The organism is Imperialibacter sp., assembly GCF_040222385.1.
Classification (GTDB): Bacteria; Bacteroidota; Bacteroidia; order Cytophagales; family Cyclobacteriaceae; genus Imperialibacter.
The window spans coordinates 329,291-350,465 of record NZ_JAVKDF010000021.1 but is presented as its reverse complement, the minus strand read 5'-3'; the positions used below and the strand labels follow the sequence as shown (position 1 = coordinate 350,465).

General features: G+C 48.0%; 16 protein-coding genes. 4 read left to right on the top strand and 12 right to left on the bottom strand.

Annotated features, from left to right (window positions below; all coding sequences use genetic code 11):
* The first annotated feature begins 18 nt into the window (after positions 1–18).
* Entirely contained in the window at positions 19–1,020 is a 1,002-nt protein-coding gene (locus RIG68_RS07660; RefSeq protein ID WP_350120672.1) for a zinc-binding dehydrogenase, read from the top strand.
* 85 nt (positions 1,021–1,105) lie between these two features.
* Positions 1,106–3,133 carry a copper-translocating P-type ATPase gene (locus RIG68_RS07655; RefSeq protein WP_502880618.1) on the top strand — a complete coding sequence of 676 codons (2,028 nt, stop codon included), beginning with the start codon at positions 1,106–1,108 and terminating at the stop codon, positions 3,131–3,133.
* 45 nt (positions 3,134–3,178) lie between these two features.
* On the opposite strand, the gene RIG68_RS07650 is transcribed toward RIG68_RS07655, so the two are convergent.
* The 9 genes from RIG68_RS07650 to nirB form a co-directional block, all read right to left on the bottom strand.
* On the bottom strand, positions 3,179–4,603 hold the full coding sequence (locus RIG68_RS07650; protein WP_350120669.1) for a rubredoxin: 1,425 nt from the start codon (positions 4,601–4,603) through the stop codon (positions 3,179–3,181).
* 18 nt (positions 4,604–4,621) lie between these two features.
* Positions 4,622–8,140, bottom strand: a complete 3,519-nt coding sequence (locus RIG68_RS07645) for a molybdopterin-dependent oxidoreductase (RefSeq protein ID WP_350120666.1) — start codon at positions 8,138–8,140, stop codon at positions 4,622–4,624.
* A 110-nt stretch (positions 8,141–8,250) separates the two neighbouring features.
* Positions 8,251–9,618, bottom strand: a complete 1,368-nt coding sequence (locus RIG68_RS07640; protein ID WP_350120664.1) for a NarK family nitrate/nitrite MFS transporter — start codon at positions 9,616–9,618, stop codon at positions 8,251–8,253.
* 43 nt (positions 9,619–9,661) lie between these two features.
* Positions 9,662–10,930 (bottom strand): alginate export family protein, encoded by a 1,269-nt coding sequence (locus tag RIG68_RS07635; protein WP_350120661.1) that lies wholly within the window; start codon positions 10,928–10,930, stop codon positions 9,662–9,664.
* A gap of 275 nt (positions 10,931–11,205) precedes the next feature.
* On the bottom strand, positions 11,206–11,466 hold the full coding sequence (locus RIG68_RS07630; RefSeq protein WP_350120658.1) for a UPF0175 family protein: 261 nt from the start codon (positions 11,464–11,466) through the stop codon (positions 11,206–11,208).
* Between the two features lie 126 nt (positions 11,467–11,592).
* Positions 11,593–12,279 carry a response regulator gene (locus RIG68_RS07625; protein ID WP_350120655.1) on the bottom strand — a complete coding sequence of 229 codons (687 nt, stop codon included), beginning with the start codon at positions 12,277–12,279 and terminating at the stop codon, positions 11,593–11,595.
* 3 nt (positions 12,280–12,282) lie between these two features.
* Positions 12,283–14,100, bottom strand: coding sequence for a sensor histidine kinase (locus RIG68_RS07620; protein ID WP_350120653.1), 1,818 nt, complete (start codon positions 14,098–14,100; stop codon positions 12,283–12,285).
* A 24-nt stretch (positions 14,101–14,124) separates the two neighbouring features.
* Positions 14,125–14,493 (bottom strand): nitrite reductase small subunit NirD, encoded by a 369-nt coding sequence (gene nirD, locus RIG68_RS07615; RefSeq protein WP_350120650.1) that lies wholly within the window; start codon positions 14,491–14,493, stop codon positions 14,125–14,127.
* 38 nt (positions 14,494–14,531) lie between these two features.
* Entirely contained in the window at positions 14,532–17,021 is a 2,490-nt protein-coding gene (gene nirB / locus RIG68_RS07610; RefSeq protein WP_350120647.1) for a nitrite reductase large subunit NirB, read from the bottom strand.
* An 89-nt stretch (positions 17,022–17,110) separates the two neighbouring features.
* On the opposite strand from nirB, the gene cobA reads away from it, so the two are divergent.
* Positions 17,111–17,890, top strand: a complete 780-nt coding sequence (gene cobA / locus RIG68_RS07605) for a uroporphyrinogen-III C-methyltransferase (protein WP_350120725.1) — start codon at positions 17,111–17,113, stop codon at positions 17,888–17,890.
* Complete coding sequence (locus tag RIG68_RS07600; protein ID WP_350120644.1) at positions 17,887–18,480, top strand: DUF4202 domain-containing protein; 594 nt, start codon at positions 17,887–17,889, stop codon at positions 18,478–18,480. Before cobA ends, RIG68_RS07600 begins: the two co-directional genes overlap by 4 nt.
* Here RIG68_RS07600 and RIG68_RS07595 read toward each other — a convergent pair.
* From RIG68_RS07595 to RIG68_RS07585, 3 genes are all read right to left on the bottom strand, one after another.
* Entirely contained in the window at positions 18,477–18,848 is a 372-nt protein-coding gene (locus RIG68_RS07595) for a DUF7009 family protein (protein WP_350120641.1), read from the bottom strand. The genes RIG68_RS07600 and RIG68_RS07595 overlap by 4 nt on opposite strands.
* A gap of 183 nt (positions 18,849–19,031) precedes the next feature.
* On the bottom strand, positions 19,032–19,829 hold the full coding sequence (truA, locus tag RIG68_RS07590; protein ID WP_350120638.1) for a tRNA pseudouridine(38-40) synthase TruA: 798 nt from the start codon (positions 19,827–19,829) through the stop codon (positions 19,032–19,034).
* An 85-nt stretch (positions 19,830–19,914) separates the two neighbouring features.
* On the bottom strand, positions 19,915–21,153 hold the full coding sequence (locus RIG68_RS07585; RefSeq protein WP_350120635.1) for an endo-1,4-beta-xylanase: 1,239 nt from the start codon (positions 21,151–21,153) through the stop codon (positions 19,915–19,917).
* Between the last annotated feature and the right edge of the window lie 22 nt (positions 21,154–21,175).

The following is a 21,175-nucleotide window of genomic DNA, read 5'->3' as shown; positions in this document are numbered from 1 at the left end:
TTATTAAAAACCTAAAGCATGAAGGCAGCTGTACTTAATCAATCATCTTACCAATTGGAAGTAAGCGAACTAGAGACACCAAAACCTGGTAAGGGCGAAGTGCTGGTTAAGCTAAAAACAGCCTCGATCAATCATCATGAACTTTGGTCGATGCAGGAGCGGAGCATCTTTAGCCAGTCCGCAGTTATTATGGGGTCAGATGGAGCTGGCGAAATAGTGGAAGTTGGGCCTGGTGTGGCGAGCACATGGATCGGAAAAGCCGTAATGATCAATCCCTCGTTGAATTGGGGGAGCAATCCACGAGTGCAGGGCCCGGACTACCAAATTTTAGGCTTCCCACGAAACGGAACGTTTGCCGAATACATCAGCATACCGGTTGAGTATGTTTATGAGAAGCCTGCACATCTTGACTTTGATGAAGCATCTGCGATTCCTCTGGCAGGGCTTACAGCCTATCGGGCCCTTTTCACAAGGGGGGAACTCGAAAGAGGAAGTAATGTGTTAATAACGGGAGTAGGTGGCGGTGCCGCTCTATTTGCCTTGCAATTTGCCACAGCAGCAGGCGCTAGCACCTATGTTACCTCAGGCAGCGAGGAGAAGATTCAAATGGCCGTCAGTCTGGGTGCCAGGGCTGGTGTAAACTACAAGGAGTCGGATTGGGATAAAAAGCTGCTGGCGTTGGCTGGAGGATTCGATATTATTATTGACAGCGCCGCCGGAGCAGGCTTTGCTGCCCTCACAGAACTGGCCAATCCTGGTGCCAGAATTGTTCTTTTTGGCAGAACTGCTGGTAAAATTACCCAGTTGAACCCAAGCACCATTTTTTGGAAGCAGCTCTCGATTCATGGATCATCGATGGGTAGCGATGCTGAATTTAGGGCAATGCTTGAGTTCATCGATTTGAAAAAGGTGAAACCACTGGTCGACACTGTTTTTCCACTTAAAAGTATCATGCATGCATTTGAGTGGATGGAGGCTGGTAAGCAATTTGGAAAAATCATTATTAGAATGGACAGTTGAAGTAAAGAAAGGGACGATTTGGAATGAATGAATCGTTTGTGAAAAGTGAAGCTTTGACTGTGAAGAATTTGAAATTAGACAGTAAATGGGAAATCAACACAAACACCATCATTCAGAACATTCAATGGAGGATCAGGGTGGCCACATGAAAAGCAAACATGAAGGCCATCACAATCACCACGCCCACATGATACAGGACTTCAAGAAGAGGTTTTGGGTATCGATTGTCCTTACATTGCCCATTTTGGCGCTATCCAAAATGGTGCAGGAATGGCTCGGCTTTGAGTTAGCCTTTGCCGGTGATCAATACGTGGTGTTCGGGCTTTCAACCATCATGTTTTTCTACGGTGGCTGGCCTTTCCTGACAGGGCTTGTGGATGAGGTAAAGGAAAAGGCTCCTGGTATGATGCTGCTGATTGCAGTGGCCATTACAGTGGCCTATGGATATAGCTCGGCTGTCGTATTCGGTTTGGAAGGAACGGACTTTTTCTGGGAGCTGGCGACGCTAATTGTGATCATGTTGTTGGGCCACTGGATAGAGATGAAGTCAGTTATGGGTGCTTCCCGTGCGCTGGAGCTTCTGGTGCAGATGATGCCAGCGGAGGCGCACCTTGTTCACGATGATCATGTGATGGACGTGAAAGTGTCTGAACTAAAGAAGAATGACATTATACTCATTAAGGCCAACGAAAAGCTTCCCGCTGATGGTGTCATAGTGGAGGGCGAGAGCTACCTGGACGAAAGTATGCTGACTGGCGAAAGCAAACCAGCTAAGAAAGCAAAAGGCGATCAGGTCATTGGAGGATCTGTGAATGGCAATCAGTCCTTCAAAGTAAAGGTAGAAAAGACGGGGGAGGAGAGCTACCTCAATAAGGTGATTAAGCTTGTGCAGGACGCACAAAAGGCGAAGTCGAAAACGCAGAATCTGGCCAATACGGCCGCCAAGTGGCTGGCTTATGTGGCCTTGAGTGCTGGTGCGATTACGCTCATCGCATGGTTGGCCATAGGCAAGCCAATGGACTATGCCCTGGAGCGCATGGTGACGGTGATGGTGATATCCTGCCCCCATGCATTGGGATTGGCCATTCCTCTAGTAGTTGCAATTTCCACTGCTGTTTCGGCTGGCAAGGGACTGCTGATCAGAAACAGAACCGCCTTTGAGAATGCAAGAAAGATAACAGCGTTTGTGTTTGATAAAACAGGCACGCTTACCGAAGGTAAATTTGGTGTGTCACGGTACGAAAGCCTTACCGATGACCTAATAAAAGAAGAGATGATGGCTGCTGTAGCATCTCTAGAGCAAAGCTCCGAGCACCCTATTGCGCAGGGTATTGTGAAGGCAGCCAAAGAATCAAAGTTAGAACTAAAGAATGTAAAGAACTTTGAGTCGCTGACATCTAAAGGCATTCAGGGAAGTGTTGAGGGTAAAAATTGGAAAGTAGTAAGCCCGGGTTACTTAAAGGAAAAGGACATCGGGGTGCCGAAGGAGGCCGGCTCCGATGCCGCCGAAACGATTGTATTTGTGATCAGGGAAGAGAAGTTGGTTGGATTTGTTGCCCTGTCTGACAAGATCAGGGAGGAAAGCGCCGACGCTATCAAAACACTTAAGTCGAAAGGCATGAAACTGTTCATGGCCACAGGCGACAATGAAAAGACGGCCAAGGCGGTCAGCGAGAAGTTGAACCTCGACGGCTACTACAGCGAGGTGCTGCCTGACCAAAAGGTGGATATCATTAAGAAACTACAGAAGGAAGGGCACTTTGTGGCAATGACAGGCGATGGAGTAAATGATGCCCCTGCACTTGCCCAGGCCAACGTTGGTATCGCTGTGGGTTCCGGCACTGATGTGGCGGCAGAGACTGCCGACATCATTCTGGTGAATAGCAACCCGAAGGACATTGCCAATCTGGTGATTTTCGGGCGGGCTACGTATAGGAAGATGATCCAAAACCTGGTATGGGCCACTGGTTACAATGTGGTTGCACTTCCTCTGGCTACGGGGTTTATTTCAGGGTTGGTGATAAGTCCTGCAATTGGGGCTGTTTTCATGAGCTTAAGCACCGTTATTGTTGCAGTCAACGCTCAGCTATTGAGACATAGCATGGCAGTGTAAAGTTGTAGAAAGCGCCGTTTCATTCCGCAAGCTAAATGGCAACTACTAAAATAGTACGTCTTTAAAGGTTTGCTTGGCAGCTCCACAAGTCGGGCATGAATAATCGGACGGAAGTTTCTTGAAGGGGGTGCCGGCAGAAATTCCTTGTACTGCATCCCCCAATCCTTCATCATAAATGGTCAGGCATTCCTGACACTGATAATGCGACTGACTTCGAGTCACGTCAATCTTTGCTTGTTTTTTGACGGCATTACTCTTTTCATCCAGTTGCTCGTAGTACATGTAGCTGAGTTCCAACAGAAGAGGGGGGATGATTTCCTTTGTGATGTCTTTTACGAAGTACTGATACTCCATTAGGTTCGGGTTGAAGTCTCTGGAGAACTGAATATTGTACGTTGGTACTCCCCCAACTACTTCATTTCTCTCTATGACTACCGAGGTAAAAAGCGTCACATTTTTGTTGGACACGATAGAAAAAGTAAGGCCATAGGTGCTAATGTCCATTTTGTCCATTTCTCGTACCAGAAAGCTTTTCAGCTCCATGGCTTCATTATCAAGCACAGGAATATGCCAGTTCAACTCTAACGATGAGTGCCGCATGTTGATGCCATACCTGCCCAGTAGTTTCTCCCAGCCAATCCTATGTTTGTCTTCAATGCCCTTGAGGATAAAGGATTTCCATGGTGAAAGACTGATCTTTCCTATATCAGTTTCGATACATCGCTGGCAAAGCGCTTTCAGAAACTTGATGTCAAACTGATTATTTCTCCAATAGAGCCCCAGCCAATATTTTCCATCGGGGATGCGGTTGAAGCCTTCGTAGTACGGGAAGTTTACGTCAGGGTATAGGAGGGCTTCTTTTGCAGGTTGTGTGTTAATTTTTACTCGTTCAATGGCGGTTTGGTACAGACTCTCGAAAGATATATCTTCCTTTTCGTTTTTGGCTTCTTCCAATGCCCTGGCCATTTTGGCGATGTCGTAACCATAAATTAAACTTGGTGCCTGCCATGGTTTGCTGCCCATTTCGTCAGACCGGAGGTAGAGGTACCAGTAGTTTTCGATGCCTGAAGCAATAAAATTGAATTGCCCTGAAACAAGGGGCACCATGCTTTGGCTGGGATCGACAATGTTGATTTTGTACCCCGGCCGGTAGTCAAACGAGTCGAGTATATAGTGGTAAATATGCGGTGCCAGCCAGCTTCTGCGGGGCATTACATCGAGCGAGACATAGGAAGTAACAATGTTCTGGTACTGATTGGCATTGATTTCATAGTCTGTCTGAATGGAAGCAAATGTCTTATCGAGATACTCCTGATCGAAGGTGTCTGCCGGAAAGAGGATGTCCTGCCTCGACCCAAAGTGTATATACGAAGAGCCCAAATGGCTGGCGGTTTGAATGATCTTCAAAAAGTCGCCGGGCGATATGATGCCGCCTTTTACAAATACCCTTACCAGATTGAGTTTGTCCATTGTTTCTTGCACTCACGGTCAATTTAGGACTTCGGCAGCAATAGCCTCAAGATTAAGAATGTTTTTTACTTCAGGTTTGCAGCTACCACAGCCTAGCCCGGCACCAGTGGCTTTGCATAGCGACGGTAAATCGCTACAGCCACCAGCAATGGCTTTTTTAATATTACCTTCTCCTACATTGTTGCAACTGCACACCAGCTTACCCAGTACAGCTTCTTTTTGCGACCCTGACCGCAACAAACTCTTTCGTTTGTCAGAAAGCTCGGTGCCGTTTTCGATCAATTCCCTGAATTCTGCAAATTCTGCTTTGTCGCCCATGAGAATCACGCCCACCAGCTTGTCGTGATGGATGATGCACTTTTTGTAGTAGGAGAGGCCTTTGTCTACCAGCAAGATCTCGTCGTAGGCAGGATCATTTTCCGGTGCCTCTGCCATGCCTATGGAACAAAGTGAAACATCGGCCATTTTCAGGATGTTCATCGGCGTGCAGCCTGTGAACCGGCTGCTGAGGTCTCCATTAAGATAATGAGCCAGCACGTCTGCATGTTTTTCAGCCGCAGCGGTAATGCCATTGAGTTGGCCGTCGTGTTCGGCTATTTCTCCCAGGGCGTAGATGCTCGGGTCGCTGGTTTGCATGTAATCGTTCACCTTGATACCCCTGCCGCAGTCAAGGCCAGCTTCTTTGCCCAGCTCCAGATTGGGCCTGGTTCCAATGGCGTATACAATAGCATGGCTGATGAGGCTCTTGCCACTTTTTAGTTTTGCCTCCAGGCATTGCTCGTTGATTCTTTCTACCGACTGCACCTGATCGTTGGTGTAGACCTGGATACCCATATTTTCAATTTCCTGCCGCAATAAATTGCTGGCAAGGCTGTCGAGCTGGCGTTCCATCAACCTTGAAGAAAGCTGGATGATGCTCACCTTGATTTTTACTTCAGCAAGGGCTGCTGCCAACTCCAGACCAAGCAGTCCACCGCCAACGACCACTACATGATTGCCTTCGCCCACAGTGGCTTTCAGCTCGTCAGCATTACTCCGGTCACGCATGGTGAAAATGCCCGGCAAATGTATCGGCACATCCGATGGCACAAACGCTCTGCTACCTGTAGCCATCACCAGGGTGTCGTAGCTATGGCTCACTCCAAACTGGTCAGTGACCATCTTGAGCGCTGGATCAATGCTTTCAATGCTGTTTGACTGATGCAAATGCACGTTGAGTTGCTCGAATTCTCCGATTTTGAATTTGAGCAGGTCTTCCCATTGCTTTTGGTCATTGATGTACTCTGGCAGCAATACCCGGTTATAAAAAGGAAACTCTTCCTTTGAAAACACATGGATTTCGTCATCCAGGTTGAGCTCCCGGTGTGTGTTGATGAAGCGGTAGGCGGCAGCCCCGGCACCGACAATGACAATTTTCTGTGCTGGTTTTTTGTGCGGTTTTACCTCTACCGCTGAAAATTTGAACCCGGGTTGCTTGGAGGTAGGGTCAAAAGCCGATGACGTGAGGTTGTTGGCTCTTGTGAGGTCATTTTGTAATGTTTTACCCCAGTGCATAGGCAGGAAGACAACCCCTTTTTTGATGGTATCTGTCAGTTTGGCCACCACTTGCACGCTGCCCCTGCTGTTTTTAATTTCTACGGCCATTCCTTCCTTAATGCCTCTTTCGGCCGCATCTTGGGGGTGAACTTCGAGAAAAGGCTTGTCAATATGTTGCCTGAGTTTGTTGACTTTCCCAGTGCGGGTCATGGTGTGCCATTGGTCACGGATGCGGCCCGTGGTGAGGATGAGGGGATAATCTGGGGTCAAGGGCTCAGTTGCATTGGTAGGCGTGTCCGATTTGATTTGTGCCTTGCCCGATGGGGTGTAAAACTGCCTGCCGGTAAAAAGCCTTGGCGTGCCGGGGTGAACTGAGTCTGGGACGGGCCACTGAAAGGAGCCCTCTTTCTTCAGCCTTTCATAGCTGAGTCCCGAAATGTCAATTTTGGTGCCACGGGTCAAGCTACAGTGTTCCGCATAAATTTCGCCCTGGTTCTGGTAGTCAAAACCATGGTAGCCCATCTGTTTGGCAAAGCGGATCAGGATTTCGCTGTCAGCCAAAGCCTCACCCGGTGGAGGCACCACTTTGTTCAGGTGACTGATGCGCCGGTCGGAGTTGGTCATGGTGCCTTCCTTTTCCAGCCACCCCGCCGCTGGCAAAACCAGGTCAGCATAGGGAATAGTATCTGACTTCCCCGAGATGTCCTGAACAATGACAAACCTTGCATTCTTCAGTGCTTCATCTACCAGGCGGGCATCGGGCATGCTCACCACAGGGTTGGTGCAAATGATCCAGATGGCCTTCATCTCGCCACTGCGCAACGCTTCGAACATTTGTGTGGCGGTTTTGCCCGGCTTCTCTGAAATGTGGTCGACGCCCCAGTAGGCGGCTACTTCTTTTCGGTGTTCAGGGTCGAGCAGGTTTCGGTGAGATGCCAAAAGGGTTGCCATGCCGCCCACCTCCCGTCCGCCCATAGCATTGGGTTGTCCAGTCAGCGAGAATGGGCCGGAACCAGGTTTGCCCAAATGCCCTGTGATCAGGTTCAGGTTAATCAAAGCCAGGTTTTTACTAAGCCCTTCGGTGCTTTGGTTGAGCCCCATGGCCCACATGGTGATAAAGCCGGTGGCGTCGCCAATATAGCTGGCTGCCAGCTTGATTTGCTCGAGAGGAACGTCGCAGATACTGGCAGCATCCTCCAGAGAGGTGCTGAGCACTTTTAGTTTGTAGTCTTCGTAGCCGTCGGTATGGTTCTGAACAAATTCGAGATCGATATCGCCATTTTCAATAAGGCATCTTCCTATGGCGTGAAGCAGGATCGTGTCGGTGCCGGGCCTGAGCTGCAAATGCAGGTCGGCCAGGCTACACGAATCGGTGACCCTGGGGTCGATAACAATAACTTTAATGTCAGGGTGTTGTTCTTTGTGTTGCTCAAGTCTGCGAAAAAGGATGGGGTGGCACCAGGCCGGATTGGCTCCTGCAATGAGGAAGCAGTCGGCCAGTTCAATGTCCTCATAGGAGATAGGTACAGAGTCTTCGCCAAGGCTTTGGGTGTAGGCTGCCACGGCTGAGCTCATGCACAAACGGCTGTTCGTATCGATATTATTGGTGCCAATAAAGCCTTTGGTTAGCTTATTGACAAGGTAATATTCTTCGGTCAGGCATTGCCCCGACACATAAAAGCCCACGGAATCAGGGCCGTATTTAGTAATCAAAGACTTGAACACCGCAGCCGCTCTGCCAATGGCGGTGTCCCAGTCCGTTCTCTGCATAGGGTGTGACTTACTCCACCGCATTTGTGGATAAAGGAGGCGATCAGAGTGATCGGAAACGGTATAGTGGAGGTTCCTCCCTTTAGAGCAGAGCATGCCCTTGTTCACCGGGTGACTGGCATCTCCTGTTAAATCTAGTCTGCCCTTTTTGTCAACAGATACTTCTACTCCACAGCCGGTGCCACAATAGGAGCAGGTTGATTTAAAGACTTTATCTGCGGGCTCTAACATAAGTATCAGTATAAAGGGTTAATGAAAAAGGGAACAGTGGGGCGGCAGGTTTCCATTTCCAAATTGCGCCGCCCCAGGGTTCCTTTTAACCAATTCAGTAGTATGAAAAGTTATGCGGGTACACGTTCCGGGCTCAGCTGAGCCTCCTTCACAGAAGTCAGCAATTCCTCCATTTCTTTTTCGGCTTCCTTTTCCATGACGGGCGAGAATTTGACGGCAAACACAGTAAACGACACAGCCACCACAATAAGGCCGAGGATCATAAATGACTCGGGCCACTCCAGACCCGTGAGCTCTTTCTTGAAAAGGAACATGCCTGCTACTGCACCAGCGTTGCCACCGGCACCCACAATACCAGATACCGCTCCCAGGGCTTTTTTGTTAACGAATGGCACCACACTGAAGGTGGCCCCCTCGCTCATTTGAACAAAAACGCTAAAAACAATCAGGGAGCCAATAATAGTTGGTATGGTGCCCATTCTGGAGAATATCACGAGGGCTATTCCCTGGCAGAAAAGGGATACAAACAACCACTTTACACGGCCTTTGAGACCGTTGCTTTTACCAAACTTGTCACCCAGCATCCCCCCAAGGGAGCGAGCGAAAAGGTTCATTAGCCCAAATAGTCCGGCGATGAGGCCGGCAGTCTTCAGATCCATGGTGAAATAGTCAGCAAAGTAAAGTGCGGCTTTTGAATTCACGATTAGCTCTACACCGAAACAAGCACCATAAATGAGAAACAATGCCCAAACTCTGTAGTCCTTCAAAGCTTCTTTGAAAACCTTGCCGCTATTACCTGATTTTGAGTGAGCTACTTTCTCTTCTATTTCCGAGTAGTTGCCCTCAGGCGTGTCTTTTGTGTATCTGTAGTAAACAAAGCCCATTACCAACAATAGAAAGCCGGGAGCTATCATGGCGTAGCGCCAGGCGAGGTGCTCAGAACCAAAGTAAGCCAGCGCTCCGGCGAAGACGAACGGCATTACCTGTTGTGTCACGCCGCCGCCCAGGTTGCCCCAGCCAGCAGTTGTGGCATTGGCTGTGCCCACCACATTGGGAGCGAACATTACCGAGGTGTGAAATTGGGTAATGACAAATGAGGCACCAATAGCTCCGATGAACATACGGGCAATAAGAAACTGCTCGTAACTTTGAGAAAGGCCTACCAGCATCACAGGGATAGAACCCAGTACCAGAAGCCAGGTGTAGGTGATACGTGGCCCGATTTTATCGCAAAGCCAGCCAACAAACAGCCTCATGAAGACGGTGGAGGCTACGGCCACCATGTTGGTGGTCACAATCTGGTCGGTAGTGATGCCAAGGTCGTCTCTGATTATTTGCAGCATGGGCGCTAAACCAAACCAGCCGAAAAAGCAAAGGAAAAAGGCCAGCCAGGTAAGGTGAAATGTGCGCATTTGTACCGAACTGAAGTTGAACATATCAATCCGGGTTGCCTTATTTGATTTTGTCATGATACTCATGGTCATTTCTTTTTGAATGGATGAATAGATTGTATGAATAGGGTCAGGGGGCAGATTCGAAGAAAGTAGGCTTGATGGTCAGCATGATCCACGCCCAGTTGTTAAAAGCACTGCTGCTACCCCCAGGCTTAATGATTTCCATACTAGAGGAAGCCATCATTTGGGAATAACCGACATGCAGAAGCACATCTTTGTTGAAAGCCTGGCTGAAAACCAGATCAAGCTCAGTACCAAGGTTGGTTTTGTAGGAACTGTTATCTGCGGATGGAATCTCGGAACCGCTAATGAACTGGTGAACGCCGGTTTCAAGTGCTCCTTTTTCGGAGAGTTTGAATTTCGCTTTCAGGTAGAGGTCTTTGATGCCCACGTTGCTGTGTCCGTTGCCCACATAGAAGTAGTCCATATACCCATAGAACTTGTGGTGGGTGCCATAGAGAGGATTGAAAGCGTTATCCTTATCGCTGGTGGAAGATGCACCGCTCAGGTAGTCGACACCCAGAGTGATGGGTGTTTTGCCCAGAGGATACGTAATGTTGGCTGCCAGAAGGAATGCACCTATCGACTTGCCTGTTGGGTTCTTACCAAACTGGTAATAGGCTTCGCCATTAAAACTGGCCTTGCCAAGCTTTTTAACGGCATATGCCCCGGCTGTTTGGCTGAAATAGACTGTAGAATCCAGCGCAGACTGAACGCCATTGTTTAATACAAGAAAGGATACATTGCCTGATTCGAATGATTGATTGAACCATGAGAACTGCATGGTTTTGTAGTTTCCGCCCAGGAAGTAGTAGGTGTTTTTCAGTCTGCCAGGTTCGGAGGGAGACAACACGTCTTCTTGATTGAAGGCTGCACCAACATGCCACTTCGACTGATTTTTTTGCCATTGAAAGAGTGCCAGATCGTGTGACCTGCCCTGGGCAGCCCAGCCCAGGTTGCCCAGAATGCGGGCGTTGTCGTAATCCAGTGCCTGCCGACCGACCCTGATGGAAAGAGCTTCCGTGAAATTGTACTGCCCCCAGGCTTCATACACGTTGGTTAATGCTGCATCGGACTTGTACACCTGCGTGGCACCACCCCAAAGGCGGACATCCTGGAGGGTGATTTTGGCGGCTACCTTGTCAGACTTGTAGTCAAAATAGAGTCTGGAGCGCTGCTCGGTAAAGAATGCCGCTTTGGCATCCTCGCTGGCCAGGGTCTTAAAACCATGGCGATACTCTGTACGTGGTCGTACCTCTCCGCCAATACTGAATTGGGCACTAACCTCAATAGCAGCCAGGCAGGAAATGAATAGGAATAGGTAGATTTTTCTCATGCTGTACGTCTTTCATGTAAAAGTACGTACTAACACTTAAATTACGTAGAAATATGAAAATTAATTACGTAATTATACGTAAAAATAGAATATCCATAGTTTGGAGCTTGACAAATGAATATTTGGCAATTTCAGAATCTAAAAAGGCTTAGAAATTGAAGCCATGCAAGTGACTAACCAGTTATACTCTTGTGCAGTTACACAGAACAGAGCTGTGTTTATCGTGAGAGGGTGGCTAAGGCTAACAATAGTCGCCTTAAATCCCGTCAATTCCGCTATTGAAGTTTTTGACTGTCACCCATTACATCTTCAATCGTAAGGTTTGAAATTGGGATTTTGTTTTCAGAAAGGATGGTTTCAAATGCCAGCCTTGATACGCCAGCTAACTGCGATGCTTTTCCAATGGTTAACTTTTGTAATGAATACAATCTGATGGCCAGTGAGATTTTTATGTCTTTTTTTAAATCGGTTTCACTCTCGTTGAGTGCAAGTAAGATATCAGAGGGGAAATCTACAGATATTGTCTTGGTGCTCATATTCTTGCAGAAGTTTATTAAAAATACGAATAATTTTGACCTTTCCTCAAAGCTAAACCAGTATAGGTCAGCTATTCAAGAAAAGTTTGAGCTTGCATGGTTCCAGAAAATAACCAGCCCAACAGATTATTGATTCAACTCCAAAGCTTGTTTCAGAGAGGTGTCCCCGTCAATTTTACGTAGAAGTTCCGCCAGGTTATTGGCATCCAGCTTTTTCATAATGTTGAAACGGTGTGTTTCGATAGTCCGAACGCTTTTGTCCAGTTTTTCGGCTATGTCTTTGTTGCTTTCGCCTTTGTAGATCAGGCTTAAAATTTCCTTTTCCCGCTTTGTCAGGGCATTGTCTCCGGTTTCTTGTGGAGTGGGTGTGGTTGCGGTCTTGTTTCTCAGGTTGAGGTAATGCTGTACCAAAATATTAGAAATATCACCGGTGAAGTATTTTTCTCCTTTTTGTACCGTATGAATCGCTTTGAGAAACTCTTGCTTGTTGGAGCCTTTCAGTAAATACCCCGTGGCACCCATTTCTACAGATTGAAGGATGTACTCCTCATCTTCATGCATGGAGAGCACCAGGGCTTTGGTGGACGGTGAGTAGGCTTTGAGCTGGCGAATGGTTTCGATTCCATTCATTTTCGGCATATTGATGTCTACAATCAAAATGTCAGGCTGTTTGGTTTTGCATTCATCCAGTGCTTCCTGGCCGTCGGAGGCTTCACCTACTACCTCCAAATCTCCTTCACTTTCCAATAATATTTTGATGCCGTTCCTTACAATTTCATGGTCATCGGCAAGGACTACTCTGATAGCAGGCATAGTTTATATAGGTACTGTTATAGCGATATGTGTTCCCGTTCCCTTTTCGGATTCAATCTGGAAATCAGCATCTACAAAAGCGGCTCTTTCTTTCATGTTGAAAATACCATGCCCCGATTCCGTAAAGTGGCCGGTTTCCGCCAATTGTTTGTAATCGAAACCTTTGCCGTCGTCTACTATACTTATAGTGAGCTGGCTCGGATTGTGGGAGAAAGTTATCGTTATTTTTTTAGCTCCCGAATATTTAATGGCATTATTCACACCCTCTTGCACAATCCGGTAGATGTTCATCTCGATATTGTTCTCCAGCCTGTTGATGAACTGCGTTTTGTCTACGAACTCAACCTCAATTTCGGACACCTTGTTGACCTCAGCACAAAACTTTCGCACAGCTGGCACCAAGCCAAAGTCGCTCAGGCTGCTGGGTGCCAGATTGAAGGACACACGGCGAACCTCTTTCATCACGCTGTTGAGGAAATGCTTAATGTCGTCGAGCCGCTGCCTGTTGTGGCTGGCACCCGTGAGTGACACCGAATCCAGGTTCATCTTCATGGCGGTCAGCATTTGCCCGATGCCGTCGTGCAGCTCTTTGGCCAGGCGACTGCGTTCTTCCTCCTGGCCTTCAAGTATCAGCACGGATCTGTAGCGAAGTTCGTTCACGCTTTTTTCAATTTTTTCACGGTTGAGTTCCCGTGCCATCATTTGCGCTTCCTTCACGTCGGTGATGTCTCTGCCCACCACCATCAATTCATTGCTGCCAGTGCGGTTGGTGGTTGGAGTAATGGTTAAATCAAGCCAGAGGAAGTCTCCCGACACTTCGGTGAATTTCATTTCTCCCGTCCACGTCTTTCCCTCACTCAGAAGTTTTTTTACACCTTCTATGGCATCTCTCTGGTGTCCATCCTGTTTGAAAAAGTCAAAAAGAGATTCGGGTAATTTGGTGGTTTCGTCAACAAACTTTTCCCTCATAAACTCCGACATCCAATATATAGCCCCGTTCTCCTTTGTTTTGCAAAGCACGGTATAGCTTTTGGGCTCCACCTTTACGGCCTCAAGATCCTGATAAGATTTACCCAGCTCCACATAAAGTCTGTTGATTTCATGCGCCATCTGATTGGAGGACAGCTCCGACTCTGCGAGATTTTTGATGGTTTGATTAACGTTTCTGGCGGTTGGCTGAAAGATGAAAATGAACTCAAGGATGATGATAGAAAGGGAGATGGCCACCAAAATGAGCTCGGTGGCACTCAATTTATCAACCCTGGCCCTGGCTTCTTTGTCGTATTGAGATACGATCTTGTCCATGGTGGTCAGGAAGGATCCTTCATTGTTGAGAATGGTAGCGGTAAGTTCTTTTACGGCAACCTTCAGCGGTTCGTCAAATGTGGTGCGGGAAGCAACTCTGGCTATCAGCGCCCTGGAGTTTTCAACCATGACGACATAGTAGGGGGTGATCGTCTCGAACATCACCAAAATTTGGCGGCTATTTTCACCTTTTAGGCCTGCGGCGGAGTCACTATTCAGTAACCCATTGTGCGAGGCTTCCCAAAGGTCAACCACGTTTTTTAGCTCATCGGCATAGAGCTGCATTTCCGACAGACTCTCCGATTGTGAAATCAGTAGTGCTGATTTCGCTATTCGCTGGCTCAGCATGCGTTGACGCCCTGCTACGTTGATTACATGAGAATCGTCTTGCTGACTGGCAATGAAGTTCTGGATGAGAACCTGACTGATAATGATGATTGCAGCTATGCCTGAAAGCGCCAATATGTAGAACCTCCCTAACCTCTCAAATTTAGACCTTACGTGCTTTTGGTTCATGGAATCAACAACTGCTGCCCTAATTTAGGATAAACCTATGTAAACAACGCCTTCATCCACCCGGATTGGATAAGTGTCGATGTCGCATGTGTCTCCGTTGAGGCTTTTGCCGGTCGACAGCGAGAATGTTTTTTTGTGGAAGGGGCAGGCCACTTTGGGCTCTTCTGCCTGAGAACCGATCATTCCACGGCTCAGTATCATCTGCTGCTTATGCGGGCACATGTTTTGACAGGCGTACCACTCATTTCTGGCAGAAAAATTGAAAACTGCAATCTGTTTGCCTTCGACGTATACACAGGCTCCTCCATTTTCAGGAAAGTCTTCGACTTTTGCCGCCAGGTGCCAGTTAATTGCGTCGGTCAGTGTTTCGGAAGTTTGTTCGTTTGGAGTCATTTTTTTCTTTTTATAATGTTAGCTAGCAGGACAAGGCACTACCACCCAGCGGGTACTTTCTGTGTTCTCTGCTTGTCAAACTTAAGTGACGGGTCTGTCTCGGGGCTATTTACAAAGTGTTTGAATCTAGCCCTCAGGGCTGGGTTGTTTACCACTTCCTTCCACTCACAGGCATATGCTTCCACCAGCAATTGCATTTCGGCTTCCAGCTGTTTGCCCATGCCCAGAGAGTCTTCCACCACCACTTGCTTTAAATAGTCCAGTCCACCTTCTAACTTGTTCATCCAGGTGGCCGTGCGGTTGAGAGGCTCGGCAGTTTTGATGTAAAACATGAGGAACCTGTCGATATAAGCAATGCACGTTTCTTCGTCGATATCACCAGCAAGCAGCACCGCATGTTGTGGGTTCGCCCCACCATTGCCACCCACGTACAGGTTCCAACCCTTTTCAGTGGCGATGATGCCGAAATCTTTGCTCAGCGCTTCTGCGCATTCTCTTCGGCAGCCCGACACCGCACTCTTGATTTTGTGAGGCGCTCTAAGTCCTTTGTACCTTTCTTCAATCCGGATGGCAAAGCTTACTGAATCGTGCAGGCCATAGCGGCACCATGCGCTTCCTACGCAGCTTTTTACAGTACGAAGGGCTTTACCGTAAGCGTGGCCACTTTCGAAGCCAGCGTTGATCAGCTCTTCCCAGATGTCAGGTAGCTGGTCAATTCTTGCACCAAGTAAGTCGATCCGTTGACCGCCTGTTATTTTAGCATAGAGGTCATATTTTTTAGCTACCTCGCCGATCACAATAAGCTTTTCAGGGGTGATTTCTCCACCCGCTATCCTTGGGATGACCGAGTAAGTACCTCCCTTTTGGATATTGGCGAGAAAACGGTCGTTGGTGTCCTGAATGGTGTCTTGCTTAAGAATGAGGCCGTTCCAGGCGCTGGCAAGTATGGAAGCAACTGCCGGCTTACAGGTTTCGCAGCCATACCCTTTGCCATAATCACTGATCAACTCGTTGAAGGAGTGGATATTGTTGAGCTTGACCAGGTCGAAGAGCTCCTGACGAGTATAATCGAAATGCTCGCACAACACCTTTCTCACCTTCTTGCCCATCTTTTTAAGGGTGGCGGTCAATATGTCGTTGACCATAGGGCTGCAAGCGCCACAGCCAGTACCTGCCTTCGTGCAGGTTTTCAATGCGGCAAATTGCTCTACACCGTCGCCTTCAATTGCCTGAACCAGCGCCCCCTTGGTTACATTTTCGCAAGAACAGATCTGAGCACTGTCGGGTAGCATATCCACTGTGTTTCCAGCAGGAGCACCCTGACGGCTGGTATCCATCACCAGGTCTTCGGGATGTGGCGGCAGGGTCATACCGTTCAACATCATCTGAAACAGCATGTTGTAGTTGCTGGCGTCGCCCACCAGAATGCCTCCCATAAGTTTCTTCCCATCTTTGGAAATATTCACACGCTTGTAGATGCCTGCGTTCTTGTCTTCAAACACGATGGACTTGTATTGCTTTCCCTCGTCAAGGGCATCGCCAAAGCTTGCCACGTCCACACCGATCAACTTTAACTTGGTTGACATATCCGCACCAGTAAAGCCTTTTGTATTAACGCCTGTCAGGTGCTCGACAGCTACCGTTGCCATATCGTAGCCAGGAGCCACCAGCCCGTAGGTCATGCCTTTGTAGGAAGCCACCTCGCCAACGGCATATATGTCGGCATCATTGGTCAGCGCTGATTCATTTATTTTGATGCCACCTCTTTCTCCTTTTTCAAGACCAGCATCATTGGCCAGCTCGTCTCTCGGCCGTATACCGCAGGAAATGATGAGCATTTCAACTTCAAGCGTAGCTCCGTCAGTGAAGGTCATGGATGTCATCGCTTCATCACCATCGATGCTTGCGGTAGATTTGCTTAGATGGATATGAAGTCCCATTGACTCCAGTGTGGCTTGAAGCATATTGGATCCGGCTTCATCCAATTGTCTCGGCATTAATCTGGGAGCAAACTCTATTACATGTGCCTCCAGTCCCATGTCCATGGCAGCTTTGGCGGCTTCAAGCCCAAGCAACCCACCGCCTAATACAGCAGAGGTTTTGGCATTTTTGCTATAGGTTTCCATGGCATCCAGGTCTTCTACTGTCCGGTAGACAAAAACACCTGATTTGTTGGAACCTTCGATAGGTGGCACGAAAGGTGTGGAGCCGGTGGCTAGTACGAGCTTGTCGTAGTTGAAAGTCCTCCCTTTGTGTGTTGTTATACTTTTGGCCTCCCGGTTGATGCTGACCACCATTTCACTAGTTACGAGGCCTATCGAATTCTCCTCATACCACTGTCGTGGTGCCATTAATAGTGGCTCTACTGACTTGTGGGCGAAGTATTCACTTAAGTGAACCCTGTCGTAGGCGGGGCTGGGCTCCTCGCCAAATACGGTGATTTTGAATGCTTTCGGGGCTTTGCTGACAAGCTTTTCGCAAAACTTGTAGCCCACCATGCCATTTCCAATTACAAGTACGTTTATCATAACTACGTAAATTAATTACGTAAAAATACTTAAATTAAATTAAGTAATGCTAGATTTACTACGTAAAAAATATCAAAACTTTGAAAAACATGGTTTCAGGCAACAAAAAGACTCCCAAGCTCATTCTGGTAGGCGCTGGCCCAGGCGATATTGAACTAATTACCATAAAGGCAATCAAGGCACTCCAGTCGGCTGATGTTGTATTATATGATGCCCTGGCCAATGAGGAACTGCTTACTGAGTATGCACCAAAAGCGCAGCATGTTTTTGTGGGCAAGCGAAAGGGGCTCCACCATGTGCAGCAGTACTATATTAATAAGATGATTGTGCGATACGCCAGAAAGCACGGAACGGTGGTGCGGCTCAAAGGAGGTGACCCGTTTGTGTTTGGCAGAGGCTTTGAAGAGATGGAGTATGCTATGAAACATGGTGTGGATTCCTCCTACGTGCCAGGCATTAGCAGTGCTTTCGCCGTTGCTCCTTTGGCAGGCATTCCGTTGTCTATTAGAGGTGTGAATGCCGGCATCACGATTGTGACTGCCACGGCAAGCGACGGAAGCCTGACTGAAGAGTTGCAATGGGCTGTAGCTGGGAAGGGAACAGTCATCGTTCTAATGGGAGTTAGTAAGTTGGCCGAAATAGCGCAGATGGTTGCGATGCACAGGGGTGACTCCGAAATGATGGCTGCGATCAGCAAGGGGAGTCAACCGGATGAACGGAAGCTTTTTGCATCCGCCAGTACTATTTATCAGGAGTCGATGGTGCAGGGAATTGAAACTCCTGCTATCATTGTTGTAGGTAAAGTGGTGGCGAGTGCTTTACAATTGATAAAATCTCAGCTGGCCGCTGCCGAGATACAAAGAACATGATTTCAGAAGAAGAAAGACTGAACCTTGCGCTGGCCGACATCGACAGCGTTAACAAGGAAGACCCAAGGCTTGTGGAGGTCGATGGGAAGCCGTATCCTAAGGAGTTGCTCTACAGTGTACGAATGACTGAAATGCTGCACTTGTTTGCCCCCCACGCTAGCGTGCAGTTACAAATTGCAGCAAGAGGCCAGCACATTGGCCGGTGGAACAGTCCGAGAAACAGCTTCCCAATGGACAGACCAGGTTACCTGAAGTGGAGAAGCAAGCTTAAGCTGTACCACGCCGATCAATTGTCGGGCATAATGGAAAAAAGAGGGTTCCCTCAAACCGACATTGATATTGTCAGGAACCTGATTATTAAGAAAGGAGTGAAGCAGGAGGGTGAAGTGGCCACGCTGGAGGATGTGGTGTGCCTGGTGTTTCTTAAGTACTATGCTGAAGACTTTGCTGCCCAGCATGAGGAAGCCAAAGTAATTGATATTCTACAAAAAACGTGGGGTAAAATGTCTGAAAGATGCCACCAGTGGGCGCTTTCGATGGAATTGCCGGACGGTGTCTCTGCGTTGGTCAAGAAGGCTTTACAGGCCTAATCATTAGCCCTGGGATTAGGGAAAAGGTCGGTCTCATCTTCTTCGGGCCTCTTGTGCAGGCACTGAAAGTCCTTTTCTACAGCGAGCTTTATTTCAAAGGCGGTATTGGCATTGAGTGTTTGATAAATGCCCTCTTCGTCAGACTCAGACCAGCTTTTGGCCAGGCCAAGAGGCACCTCAATCTTAATGATAGCGCCTGAAAAAACCGCCTTGAATTCACCGTTTTTGTTGGTGGCCAGGGTGTAGCCAAACGATTGGTGATCGGAGAAGGGAAGCTTTTCGGATACCTCACCTTTGTCAATCAATTCGTCGATTTCATGTTGCTCCAGACGGAGCCTTATGCTGCTACCTCTTAGCCTTAACTTCATAATCTGACTTATTGCTCAAAAATACGAAAAAATACTTAGACGTTCTCTATTTAGAACTTGATTCAAGGCAGGCCATTTACTTTGGGTCGGGAAGTCCATTTGTCGCCATTTAGCTTCTCGCTAGGAACCAGACCGATACGAACTAAAACGCCACGACAATGAAATTGGCCTTTGCCACCCAATCTAATCACTCAATCCCACCTTCAAAAAACTACTAAAGTCTTCTTTTGGCTCGGTTTTCAAATAGGGATACTCCACCCTGGACAGATAAAGTCCGTTGGGCATTGCGAGAATCATGTTAGGTACAACAATTGTGTTTTTTAGGATATTTTCAAACTCTTCGAAGCTCAACTTCCTGGTGCCTATTTTTAGCAGATAGGCAACCAAAAGCCGTACCATGCTCCTCAGAAATCGATCCGCAGTGATGGTGAATCGCATGCGTTGTCCATCGTGACTGACATACAGTTTGGCGTCGGTTACCTTGCAATGGGTGTGCTTGTAGTCGTCGGGCCGTTTGCAAACTGGCTTAAAATCGCTATACAGGGGCAGTATGGCCGCTGCCTTTTGCATCGATTCATAGTCGAGATCAGTTAGTCTATTGTAGCAGGAGCTGTACTTGTGCAGCACCGGATCTTCGTACAAATGGATAAAGTAATCGTAGGTTCTGGAGTTTGCATCATACCTACAGTGCCGACCTTCTTCCATTTCCAGTACCTCATACACTGTAATGTCTTCCGGCAGGTTTTTGTTGAGCCGAAACTTCAGGTCAAAGTCAACGTCGTGCTCAATGTCGATGTGCATCATGTATTGACTGGCATGCACACCACTGTCGGTGCGCCCGCAACCATACACAGTCACCGGGGCTTTGAAAATCCTATGCAGGGCTTTCTCTATTGTTTCCTGTACGCTGGTGGCTTTGGGTTGCCACTGCCAGCCGTGGTAGTTGCTGCCGTCAAAGCCAATATGCAAGAAGTAGATCATTCAGTCGTTCGCTTATAATGCTTCAAAGTAAGCGAGTTTCAATCGATCTATTGCCAGGGCATTCTTGTAAATGGAGCGATTGGTTCTATTGTCCGGTGAAGTTTACCTCTTTCGGTACGCCGTTGATGGTTACTTTGTATTTACCGTAAAAAGCAGAAACGGCATATTCTCCCTTTTTATTGGCAACCCCTGATACTTTTGTCCACCATTCTTTGAAAATCAGATTTTGGTAGGTCTCAAGTGCTGGGGTAGGCGACCAGTCACGTTTGTAAAGCGAGGAGGCTTTGATCCAGTTATTACCTTCCCAGAATCCCCACATCAGTATGCCCTCAACTGCTGGGTGAGCAAAACAGATCCGGTAGTAGTCGGCCATCTCTTTGGCTCTTTGCAGCTCCTGGGCTGGCGTCATTGTCGGAGGGTTGTCGCTTAAGTACTGCGATCGCTGCCCCGGCATATTAAATTCCGTAATACGGATGGGTAAATTGAAAATGGCCAGCGAATCCAGGCACCGCTTCAGCTCCGCCCGGTCAAAAGTGTCGGTATGCAGATGCCCCTGCACTCCAATGCCAGCAAGGAGGACTCCCTGATTCAACAGAAAGCGAATCTGGGCCATGTAATCATCCAGCCGCTTGCCAGTGAGGATGTCGTAGTCGTTCAAAAAAAGCTTAATGTCAGGGTCGCCGTTGCGGGCCCATTGTGCCATCTGTTTGGTAATCTCGGGCCCCAGCCGATCTTCGTAGTAGTTGCCGTGGATCATTTCATTGTTGAGGTCGTACTCCACGAACCGCCCTTTGTACTTAGCTGTCACGGTTTCTGCTCTTGTCTGAAGTGTTTGCCTCAGCGTGGCATCATCCATTTCTTTTACCCAGGGCTGCACAAATTTCTCAATGCCCCAGAAAAGATTGTGTGCCCTCAAAGGGATGTTGTTTGCTTCGGTGAAGCTTAGAATCGAGTCGATAGTCGCATAGTTAACTTGGCCCTTCTCCCGCTCCATGCTGAGCCACTTCACAGCATTTTCGGTGACTGCCGAGTTGAAGTTTTCCAGAAACTTCTCTTTGTAGATTTTTTTGTCAGCTTCCGACCACCCGCCTGCAATGCCGTTGCCAATGGAAGCGCCAAACCAGAAGTCGTGGCTTAGCTGCTCCACCGTTACTTTGTCGCCTGGCTTGGCCTTTATTACCAGCTGGCCCTTACGATTTTTGACGATGTCATTCTCAATACCGGCATATTGGGCATTCGCCTGGGTGGGGAAAGTAAGTTGTATGAGCAAAAAGACAACGAGGGTAAGGAATCCTTTTACGATAGCTGCGTTTATATTTTTCATAGAGGTAGTTGAAAGCTTGTTG